The following is an 8,845-nucleotide window of genomic DNA, read 5'->3' as shown; positions in this document are numbered from 1 at the left end:
TGCACACCGCCATCGGTGACGTCCCGCCCGCCGAACACGAAGCCGTCTACTACGCTCAACACCAGCCCCAACCGGCGGCTGGAGTCAACCAATAGAGTCTCCACCGATCCCGGCGCGGTTCAGACCCACCCCGCCCGGCACCCCCGACGGAGTCTTTTCATGCGGTTGATGGGACCTCTCGACGGCCCGCCGGCGCGGCAGTCGAGACTGCCCACTTGCCTGACGTGCCTGACAGACCTTCAAGCGGCTGACCAGCTATTTCGCTTGACTACCCAAGATAACGATCGCCGTCTATGACACCGACCGAGTGGAGGGGGCCTCTTCTCCGGACGGAGTTAGGGGGTGCCAGTAAGAAACGCCTCACCAGGCCCAAACGAGCACGTTATGCGGCCCCCACTCGGGTCGCCGCCACCAGGGGCAAGTAACTCTGGGTGACGATTACTGTAAGCAGTGCCTACTGGCTGAGCTGATCTCGGATCACGTGGCGCTCGGCTTCTTCGCGGGCGAGTGTCTGGTGATGGATGACGGGATCGCGGTTGGCCTCGATCGCCGTGCGCACGAGCTCAGCGAGGATGTCCGGTGGTAGCGCTTCGGCCTGAGTGGTGGCGCGAGGGCACGCCGGAGTTGCTGCCGTCGCGAGGTCACCCGGCGGTGTGGAGGTCGGCGAAATCGGCGCGGGCCTGGGCGACGGCTTCTGGGTAGGCCTGGGCCTTCTCGTGCTCGGCAAGTGCCCGGTAGATGCTGGCCAGGCCGGGGTTCTGCTCCTTGCGCTTGCCGGTTCCGATGATCAGGTCGGGGCGGATCTGTTCGACGGACTCGCCGCAGGCCCGGCGGCGGAGCACGGTGTGCAGCATGTCGTCGGTGATGACGGGTGGCCGACCGCCGTGCTTGCCCCTTGCGGGCGGCGGCGTCGAGTCCTTCCAGGGTGGCTTCACGGATGGCTTCGCGCTCGGTCTCGGCCATGGCGGCGAAGAAGCCGAAGAGCATGCGGCCGGGACCGCTGGGGTCGTAGATGCCGGGCAGCGGACCGGCCAGCATCTCCAGGATCAGGCCGTGGGCGGTCAGGTGGTCGGCCAGCGCGGCGAGCTCGGCGGCGTCTCGGCCCAGCCGCTTCATCTCAGAGTCGGTGAACAGCACGCGGCAGTGCGGGGCGTGGCCCTTGATCTCGCGCGCGAGGGCGAGTGCGGCCTCGAACTGGGGGCGGACCCGGATGCGGGTGCTGATCTTCTCGGAGAAGATCTTGTCGCGAGGGATGCCGTGCGCGCTGAGCGCGTCCAGTTGCGACTGCAGCTCCTGGGTGAGGTGGGAGCATCTGGCGTACCCGATGCGGATGTCCGCGCCCGGGGTGTCCGTCTCGGGCGCGGCCGGCGGCGGGGTGCCGGGCCGCCAGGACTGGCCTGGGCTGCGGTCGGCCGGGGTGGACTCCCGGAGCAGTTTGGCGAGCCGGGGGATCTTCCTGAAGCGGCCGGTGTGGTAGATCCCGGCGACGGCATGACGCCGTTTCATCAGGTCGCGGTGCCAACGCACGACGGTATCCGGCCGGAGCCGGTTGAAATACGGCTTCTCAGTGGCGTGAGGTCTACTCAGGCGACGGGCGTTGTCGGCAGGACGAATCGGTGGGGATCGTCGCCGAGCATGGTGTCATGAACCATGGCGTTGATCTCGTGAGGGACGCCGAGGGCCGGGGAGCTGACATCTGCCAGGCGTGTGTACTGCTCGGCGGTCAGGTCGAGGTCGAGCGCACCCATGTAGTCCTCGAACTGTGAGATCGTACGGGGCCCGATGATGGGTACGAGTGCGGTGGTTGAGCGGTCGCCGCGAGCACGGATCCAGGCCATGGACACCTGTGCGGCGCTGGCGCCGGTCTCCGCCGCCACGTCCAGCACGGCGTCGAGGACTGCGGTCCTCTGATCGGTGGACTCGGTCGGGGTGATCCGGTCGGGGTCTGTCATACGTCCCTCGCCGGCGGTCCGATACTTGCCGGTGAGCATGCCGCCTGCCAGTGGCGACCAAAGGTTCGCCGCGAGCCCGAGACTTTCTGCCATCGGCAGGAGTTCCCGCTCCGCGCTGCGTTCGGCCAGGTTGTACTCCATCTGGATGCCGACGATGGGTGACCACCCGTGCAGGTCGGCCTGGCTGACGCCCAGCGCGACTTTCCAGGCGGGGTAGTTCGAGAGGGCGCCGTGGTGGATCTTCCCTGCCCGGACCAGGTCGTCCAAGCCATGGAGAATCTCCTCGATCGGCGTGAACTGGTCGGGAAAGTGCACCCAGAACACGTCGAGGTAGTCCGTCCCGAGCCGCTTGAGGCTTGCCTCCACCGAGGAGATCATCGACTTCCTGGTGGTGCCGTGGTTGGCGCGGTCGGGACTCACTGGATTGCCCAGTCCATACTTCGACGAGAGCACGAACTGGTCGCGGGTCGTCGTGAGCATGTCGCCGAGCATGACCTCGGACTGACCTCCTTGGTACATGGCCGCGGTGTCGAGAAACGTGCCGCCTGCTTCCGCGAACCGATCGAAGATGGCCTTTGCTTCCGGCAACACGGTACCGCTCGACCATGCGGTGCCGAAGTTTCCCGTTCCCAAGGCGTACTCCGAGACCCGCAGGCCGGTCCGTCGTCCAAAACTGGTGTAGCGCATCAGAGGTGCCCCTCACTGGTAAACCGATCGTCTTACATGTCACGCTAACAGGCCTGGACCGCGAAGTAAAACGATCGGTACCATGGTGTGGTGAACTCAACCAACGAAGCGAAGGTGCGGGCGGGCGGGCGAGGCGCGCGCGAACGGATCCTCGCCGCAGCCGAGGAACTGTTCTACGGCCAAGGCGTGAACGCCACTGGCATGGCCGAACTCGCGACGACTGCTCATGTGTCCAAGCGGACGCTCTATCAGCACTTCGCGACGAAGGACGAGTTAATCGAGGCCTGCCTGCGGCGGTTCCAGGACGATGAGGTGCTGGGCAACGAGCTAGCCCTCAAGCGCACTGATCTCGCCCCCGTGGAGCGGCTCCTGGCACTCTTCACGGCGCCGGCACCCGGGTTTCCGCTCCGTGGCTGCCTCTTCAGCAACACAGCAGTCGAGATCGCTGACACGACTCACCCTGTCCGTGAGTTCGTAGCCGACCACAAGCGCCGCTTCGCCGAGCAGATCCTCGACATCGCCCGGGAAGCCGGCGCGTCAGACCCGGAGGCGCTCGCAGGTCAGCTGTCGGTCCTGTTCGATGGCGCCAGCGCCCGGGCAGCGGTGCTCAGCAGCATCGATCCGTACGCGCAGGCTCGGGCAGCGGCTGAGATCCTCATCGAGCAGGCCATCGCAGCACCCTGACCTCGCACCCGAGCTCCACCCGTCAGGGAGTGGCGTGCTCGCCGGCCGGCGACTCCTCGCGGTCCAGGCTCGTGGTGAGCGTGCCGAGCAGGGCGAGGGACTGAACCGAGTCGGTCCCGGGCTCCGCATGATGGACCACCAGCTGCATGCCGCCGACACTTCCGATGTCGAACTTCTCGTGGAGCAGACGGAGCTCGCCGACCTGGGGGTGGCGAACGTGGGTGATGCCGCTTCGGCCGTGTCCCACGTCGGCTCGTGCCCAGAGAGTGCGGAATCGGTCGCTACTGATCGAAAGCTCGCCGACCAGCTCTGTCAGCCGGGGGTCGTCCGGGTCCGCTGTGGTCTTCGACCGCAGCCCTCCCACGATTGCGGCCGTGACTCGTTCCCAGTCCACGTAGAACTCGCGGTCGGCTGGGTCGAGGAACAGCTGGCGCAGGACGTTGTGACCCGGTGTGAATCCGGGCGACAAGCCGCAGGCCATCCGGTTGGCGACCAGGATGTCAAAGTAGTTGCCCACGACGTATGCGGGCATGGGCATGTCGTCGATGAGCTGCGCAATGCCGATGGGAACGCGTTCCGCGGTACGGCGGGCGGCCTTGCGTCGCGAAACGGGTGCGGCAAGTCCGTGGAGGTGCGCCGTCGCGGGTTCATCGAGCTGCAGCGCAGCCGCCAGGGCTTCGACGACCTGGTGCGAAGGGTGCTGGTCGCGGCCCTGTTCCAGGCGGAGGTAGTAGTCGGAGCTGATCCCGGCAAGCATGGCGAGCTCTTCGCGACGCAGCCCCGGCACGCGCCGGCGTCCGCCGGCGACGATGCCCAGTTGTTGCGGGGTCACTCCGTCGCGGCGCGCACGAAGGAACTCGCCGAGCGCGTTGGACCTGTCCATAGTTTCAGAGTAGGCGCTTGCCCCCAGGGTTGCCTGTCCCTGCGAGTCCCAGGATGAGCTGGGCATACCGTCAATCGCCCACGACTGCGAAGACTGGGCAGCGGCGGGTCAGCGGGCCCGCCCCATCCAAGAGGGAGCAATCGCATGACAACCACACTGATCACTGGCGGCAACAAGGGCCTCGGACGCGAGACCGCTCGCCGTCTCGTCGCGCTGGGGCACACGGTCTACATAGGCGCGCGTGACGAAACGAGAGGACGCGCGGCTGCCGACCAGACCGGTGCGCACCTGCTGGTCATGGACGTCACCGAGGACGCCTCCGTCGCGGCGGCCGCGGCGCTGCTGGCCGAGCACGAGACGCAGCTCGACCTGCTGATCAACAACGCCGGTGTCTTCGACGCGATGGTCAAGGCCGAGGATGCCACAGCGGAGGACATGCGCGCCGTCTACGACGTCAACGTATTCGGCGTCGTGCGCGCCACACACGCGTTCCTGCCGTTGCTACAGGCATCGTCCGACCCGGCGATCATCAACGTGGCCAGTGGGCTCGGTTCGTTCGGCATCGTCACCGATCCCGGTCGGTTCGAGGCGCAGTGGGCGCTCCCGGTCTACGCGTCGTCCAAGGCAGCCGTCGGAATGCTGACCGTGCAATACGCCAAGGCGCTACCCGGCATCCGCATCAACGCCGCCGATCCCGGACCCACAGCAACAGACTTCACCAACAACCAAGCCGCCCAGAGCATCGCGGAAGGGACAGAGGCGATCATCGGCCTCGCGACAGCCGGTCCCGGTGCGCCCACAGGGACGTACATGGACCGATTCGGCGAGATTCCTTGGTGAGCACCCCTGCTCCAGTGCGTCGTTGCCGGAGGCTGTACGGCATCCGGGTGCCTCCCGACCGCGTCTCTGTTCGAGCGGCGCGCATAGGGGGCACGGCGGCGTTCCCAGTCGTCATCTCAGCCCCGACACAGGAGACCCGCCATGGCCGAAGCTCTTGAAGTCACCGTCCTGCGTCCGGCCGCCGGCCTGACTGCCGACGACTTCGTCGCGGCGAACGCTGACATCGACGAGTACGTGAGACGTCAACCGGGGTTCCTCTGGCGGCGGATCACAGAGACCGAACGTCTCGATCAGGGATGAGTCGGTGGGAGTCTGCCTACGCCGCCTCGAAGTGGTGCTGGGCCACGAACGTTCATCGACTCGCCCAAGTCGCAGTGTGGAAACCGCGTTCACATCGCTTATGTTCTTCGACCTCGAGTTCACCCGGGATATGCCGGGTCATGCGAGGCGTGCCGCGCGCATGTCGGGCGTGCGCACCATTCGAGCGCGGATCAGCGGTGATGGCACCGACTTGCGTGCAGACCAGGTTCGATTCTCTGAAGGGAAAGCGCATGGCAAGGACCAAGGCACACGCATGGATGCTCATTCAGGGCGGGAGGATCGGATGACCCCCGGGGAAGTCCTGATCAACGCGTTCTCCAAGATCCCGACAATCATCGCAGCAGCGGTTGACGGATTGGACTCACGGCAACTCGCAACGCGGCCCGTGCCCGGGGCGAACACGATCGCCTGGCTGGCTTGGCACACGGCGCGCGGTCAAGATGCATGGGTCTCCGACCTCGACGGGTTGGAGCAGGTCTGGACGAGCGACGGATGGTACGCAAGGTTCGGACTGCCATTCGGCCCCAGCGAGATGGGCTGGGGCATGGATCCGGATGACGTCACCGGGGTAGTGGCGACCGCCGAGTTGCTGACGGGCTACCTCGACGCAGTGAGCAGCCGGACGCGCGCATACATCCAAGGCCTGAGCGAGCTGGAGCTCGATGAGGTCGTGGATGCCGGCAGGACCCCACCGGCGACGAGGGGCGGGCAGCTCGTGAGCATCGCCAACGATGGCGTCCAGCACGCCGGCCAGGCCGCCTATGCTCGGGGGATTCTCGACGAGCGCTAGGGCGTACGTGCCCAGGAGCCGTGAGCCAGACGGGACTTTCTGAACACGCCCTAGCCCCGCCTGGCCGGTCGTAACACCAGTAGGGCTCACCGCTGCAAGGCCGCGGACTTGAACCTCGCGCCTCCAACCCTGACGCGGTGCCCTTCGTGACTGCTGCTGGGTCTCGTCGTCGGATGCTCCGGCCGCGACGTAGGTGGCGGGAGTGTCGATGGGGCCTGGGCTCAAGGTGTTGACACGGATGCCGCGAGGGATCAGTTCGTAGGCCTGCCCAGGAGCGTCCGAAGTTGCGCACGGCCGCCTTGGTGGCGCTGTAGAGGCTCATCTGGTTCACGTTGCGGGAGGCGTTGACGGAGCCGATCAGGATGATCGATCCGCCTTCGCCCATCAGGGCACGGACTTCTGCACGGTGTACAACGTTCCTGCGACGTTGACGGAGAAGTGCCGCTCGTAGTCCTGGGGGGTGATCTCCTCCAGTGGGATCACGATTCCGCCTCCCGCGTTCACGACGACGACGTCCAGCCGGCCGTATCTCTGCGCGACGATGTCGATGACTGGTCGACGTTCTCGGGATCGGCGACATCGCCCCGTACGCCTGCCGCCTGATCTCCCAGGCTGTCGACGGCGGCGTCGAGTTCCTTCTGACGCCGGTCGGTGATGTAGACGAAGGCTCCCTCCTCGATGAAGCGCCGGGCGATGGCCAGGCCGATACCTGCGGTGCCTCCGGTAACGAGCGCGACCTTGTCGGACAGCTGTGGCATGGCTACTTCCTTCCTTCTGGTGTCGTGGCGCAGGCCATGGGGTGGTCGTCGGCGGAGTTGCGGAATGAGGACGGCGCGGGCGCCGGCTTCTTCGCCGGTCGGGTGAGCGTGACCAGGGCCAGCAGCATGGCGGCGCAGGTCATGGCCGCCGCCACGTAGAACGACGGGGCGAGGCCGGAGGTGAAGGATCCGGGGTCGTTGCCTGCGGCGTAGGTGGCCACGACGATCGCGATGCCGTACCACTCGGGCGTGGCGGTGGGACGCTCGATGCGCTTGGCGTCGCAAGGGGGCGCTGATGGCGCGGATGACCAAGGTGGAGAAGTACGCGGCGATCAGGCGGGACTCCCGGATGGAGGGCTTGTCGCAGCGGGCCCTGGCGCGCAAGTACGCGGTTTCCCGCCGAACGGTGGCGGAGGCGTTGACATCCGCATGGCCGGCACCGCGCAAGGCGATGACGCCGCGAAGGTCTCGGCTGGATCCGTTCAAGCCGGTGATCGACCAGATGCTGTGGCTGGATCTGAGCGCGCCCCGCAAGCAGCGGCACACGGTCCGGCGGATCTTCGACCGGTTGGTGGCCGAGCAGGATATGGAGGGGGTCTCCTATTCGACGGTGTGCAACTACGTCGCGGTGCGTCGCCCGCGGATTCGGGCCGAGGCCGGGCACGGACCGCCGGAGGTACCCCTCGATCAGATCCACAAGCCTGGCGAAGAGGCCGAGGTCGACTTCGGGGAGGTGTGGGTCGACTTGGCCGGGCGCAGGACCAAGTGCTACATGTTCGTGTTCCGGCTGTCGTACTCGGGCAAGGCCGTGACCAGGAGCGTCCCCACGAGCGTGAGTGATCGGGCGCCGAAACGGGCCTGCAGCCGGGGCATGAACTGGGTCAGGACCAGCACCGTGCGAGTGAGCGGCAGGAAGGCGAAGCCCGACGTCAAGGGGTCGAATTCCAGGAATACTTCCGCGCTATGCCGATGTGGGTCCGGCCTGCCGGTAAGCCCGCTCGCCTGGCACAGGCTGGGCATCCGCCAACTGTCGGCCCGCCGCCCGCCGCCCGGCGCGCGTGCCGGGCGGAGCGTTCGGCGTGACCCGACTGGCCGCCCTCTATGGGCGTATCCTGCAGATATGGGGTGGTTGGAACGCTTGTCGGGCTCCCGACGCGGAAGCTGTACGGATCGTGGCGTGGCCAGGGGATAGCGCCGCTTTCCCGGGGGTGGGGAGCACGTCGTCTCGTCTGGACGATCTGCTGGTCGAAGCCGTGTTCAGCGCCGGCGCGCACATCGGCATCGTGTACGTCCTGGCCCCGGGCGGTCACCTCCTGCAGATGCAGGCCACGATCGGTTTTCCCGCCACCATCGCCCGGACCTGGGCCACAGTCAGGGTGCACGATTCCACGCCGGTCGCGGTGGCGGTGCGTGAGCAGAGGCTGCTCTGGCTCAGCGACCGGGTGGCCCTGGCGCGTGAATTCCCAGCGGCGGCGTTGTCGCTGCCGTACGACTTCGCGCTGGCCGCCTCGCCGGTCTGCGCCGGTGGTGTCGTCTGGGGCGGGATCGTCATGGGCTGGCCCACGGGAGGCGAACCCCGGCTCAGCCGGCGCCGGCTCGACATCATCGACGGCATCTGCGCTGAAATGGGGCGGCTGCTCCGCCGGGCGAGTGAGGGCGGACAGCCGGTCGTCCCCAGCTTCCCGCCTCGCATCCTGGACCCGGTTCCCGCTCACCGGCCGCGCTCGGACGCCTGCCTGACAGCCTTGGCCTGCCTCGACTCCTTGCCCGAGGGCTACTGTCACCTGGACGCGCACGCGCGGGTCACCCTCGTCACCGCCACGGCCGCCGACCTGCTCGCCGCGCAACCATCGGAGATGGTCGGCAAACGCCTGTGCAAGGCACTGCCCTGGCTGGACGACCCCCTCTACGAAGACCGCTACCGGGCCGC

10 protein-coding genes and 3 pseudogenes are annotated in these 8,845 nt (G+C 67.2%); 6 read left to right on the top strand and 7 right to left on the bottom strand.

The genetic code is table 11. The features are described from left to right. Nucleotides 1-641: 641 nt before the first annotated feature. The 3 genes and pseudogenes from ACTMTF_RS49100 to ACTMTF_RS49090 all read right to left on the bottom strand — a co-directional run bounded on the left by ACTMTF_RS49100 (nucleotide 642) and on the right by ACTMTF_RS49090 (nucleotide 2,639). Complete coding sequence (locus ACTMTF_RS49100; protein ID WP_441116990.1) at nucleotides 642-854, bottom strand: hypothetical protein; 213 nt, start codon at nucleotides 852-854, stop codon at nucleotides 642-644. Between the two features lie 94 nt (nucleotides 855-948). Next, nucleotides 949-1,506, bottom strand: a pseudogene (locus ACTMTF_RS49095) (recombinase family protein); the annotation flags it as partial. A gap of 77 nt (nucleotides 1,507-1,583) precedes the next feature. After that, nucleotides 1,584-2,639 (bottom strand): aldo/keto reductase, encoded by a 1,056-nt coding sequence (locus tag ACTMTF_RS49090; protein ID WP_441116989.1) that lies wholly within the window; start codon nucleotides 2,637-2,639, stop codon nucleotides 1,584-1,586. 90 nt (nucleotides 2,640-2,729) lie between these two features. On the opposite strand from ACTMTF_RS49090, the gene ACTMTF_RS49085 reads away from it, so the two are divergent. Further along, nucleotides 2,730-3,323 carry a TetR/AcrR family transcriptional regulator gene (locus tag ACTMTF_RS49085; protein ID WP_441116988.1) on the top strand — a complete coding sequence of 198 codons (594 nt, stop codon included), beginning with the start codon at nucleotides 2,730-2,732 and terminating at the stop codon, nucleotides 3,321-3,323. A 22-nt stretch (nucleotides 3,324-3,345) separates the two neighbouring features. Here the strand turns inward: ACTMTF_RS49085 and ACTMTF_RS49080 are convergent, their stop codons facing one another. Next, the gene (locus ACTMTF_RS49080) at nucleotides 3,346-4,206 is read right to left on the bottom strand and encodes a helix-turn-helix transcriptional regulator (protein ID WP_441116987.1); all 861 of its coding nucleotides are present in this window, start codon (nucleotides 4,204-4,206) and stop codon (nucleotides 3,346-3,348) included. A gap of 144 nt (nucleotides 4,207-4,350) precedes the next feature. Here ACTMTF_RS49080 and ACTMTF_RS49075 point away from each other — a divergent pair, with 144 nt between their 5' ends. The 3 genes from ACTMTF_RS49075 (at nucleotide 4,351) to ACTMTF_RS49065 (ending at nucleotide 6,157) form a co-directional block, all read left to right on the top strand. Continuing rightward, entirely contained in the window at nucleotides 4,351-5,046 is a 696-nt protein-coding gene (locus tag ACTMTF_RS49075) for an SDR family NAD(P)-dependent oxidoreductase (RefSeq protein WP_441116986.1), read from the top strand. Nucleotides 5,047-5,187: 141 nt separating this feature from the next. Beyond that, complete coding sequence (locus ACTMTF_RS49070; RefSeq protein ID WP_441116985.1) at nucleotides 5,188-5,346, top strand: hypothetical protein; 159 nt, start codon at nucleotides 5,188-5,190, stop codon at nucleotides 5,344-5,346. Between the two features lie 100 nt (nucleotides 5,347-5,446). Further along, complete coding sequence (locus ACTMTF_RS49065; protein WP_441116984.1) at nucleotides 5,447-6,157, top strand: mycothiol transferase; 711 nt, start codon at nucleotides 5,447-5,449, stop codon at nucleotides 6,155-6,157. 138 nt (nucleotides 6,158-6,295) lie between these two features. On the opposite strand, the pseudogene ACTMTF_RS49060 reads toward ACTMTF_RS49065, so the two are convergent. From ACTMTF_RS49060 to ACTMTF_RS49050, 3 genes and pseudogenes are all read right to left on the bottom strand, one after another. Beyond that, nucleotides 6,296-6,409, bottom strand: a pseudogene (locus ACTMTF_RS49060) (hypothetical protein); the annotation flags it as partial. Between the two features lie 248 nt (nucleotides 6,410-6,657). Next, nucleotides 6,658-6,915 carry an SDR family NAD(P)-dependent oxidoreductase gene (locus tag ACTMTF_RS49055; RefSeq protein ID WP_441116983.1) on the bottom strand — a complete coding sequence of 86 codons (258 nt, stop codon included), beginning with the start codon at nucleotides 6,913-6,915 and terminating at the stop codon, nucleotides 6,658-6,660. A 2-nt stretch (nucleotides 6,916-6,917) separates the two neighbouring features. Further along, nucleotides 6,918-7,136: a hypothetical protein gene (locus tag ACTMTF_RS49050; protein WP_441116982.1), complete on the bottom strand. Its 219-nt coding sequence runs from the start codon at nucleotides 7,134-7,136 to the stop codon at nucleotides 6,918-6,920. A 74-nt stretch (nucleotides 7,137-7,210) separates the two neighbouring features. Here ACTMTF_RS49050 and ACTMTF_RS49045 point away from each other — a divergent pair, with 74 nt between their 5' ends. Together ACTMTF_RS49045 and ACTMTF_RS49040 are read left to right on the top strand one after the other, a co-directional pair. Beyond that, complete coding sequence (locus ACTMTF_RS49045) at nucleotides 7,211-8,107, top strand: hypothetical protein (RefSeq protein WP_441116981.1); 897 nt, start codon at nucleotides 7,211-7,213, stop codon at nucleotides 8,105-8,107. Nucleotides 8,108-8,123: 16 nt separating this feature from the next. After that, nucleotides 8,124-8,845, top strand: a pseudogene (locus ACTMTF_RS49040) (SpoIIE family protein phosphatase); the annotation flags it as partial.

Origin of the sequence: Nonomuraea sp. ZG12 (genome assembly GCF_052068115.1) — a bacterium.
GTDB lineage: Bacteria > Actinomycetota > Actinomycetes > Streptosporangiales > Streptosporangiaceae > Nonomuraea.
The sequence above is the reverse complement of the archived record's forward strand: the minus strand, read 5'-3'. Positions and strand labels throughout refer to the sequence as shown.

Bases quoted from the DNA above. Each gene is read 5' to 3' on its own strand.
- ACTMTF_RS49100 (WP_441116990.1), bottom strand. From the start codon at position 854: ATGCTGCACACCGTGCTCCGCCGCCGGGCCTGCGGCGAGTCCGTCGAA.
- ACTMTF_RS49090 (WP_441116989.1), bottom strand. From the start codon at position 2,639: ATGCGCTACACCAGTTTTGGACGACGGACCGGCCTGCGGGTCTCGGAG.
- ACTMTF_RS49080 (WP_441116987.1), bottom strand. From the start codon at position 4,206: ATGGACAGGTCCAACGCGCTCGGCGAGTTCCTTCGTGCGCGCCGCGAC.
- ACTMTF_RS49075 (WP_441116986.1), top strand. From the start codon at position 4,351: ATGACAACCACACTGATCACTGGCGGCAACAAGGGCCTCGGACGCGAG.
- ACTMTF_RS49070 (WP_441116985.1), top strand. From the start codon at position 5,188: ATGGCCGAAGCTCTTGAAGTCACCGTCCTGCGTCCGGCCGCCGGCCTG.
- ACTMTF_RS49065 (WP_441116984.1), top strand. From the start codon at position 5,447: ATGTTCTTCGACCTCGAGTTCACCCGGGATATGCCGGGTCATGCGAGG.
- ACTMTF_RS49055 (WP_441116983.1), bottom strand. From the start codon at position 6,915: ATGCCACAGCTGTCCGACAAGGTCGCGCTCGTTACCGGAGGCACCGCA.
- ACTMTF_RS49045 (WP_441116981.1), top strand. From the start codon at position 7,211: ATGGCGCGGATGACCAAGGTGGAGAAGTACGCGGCGATCAGGCGGGAC.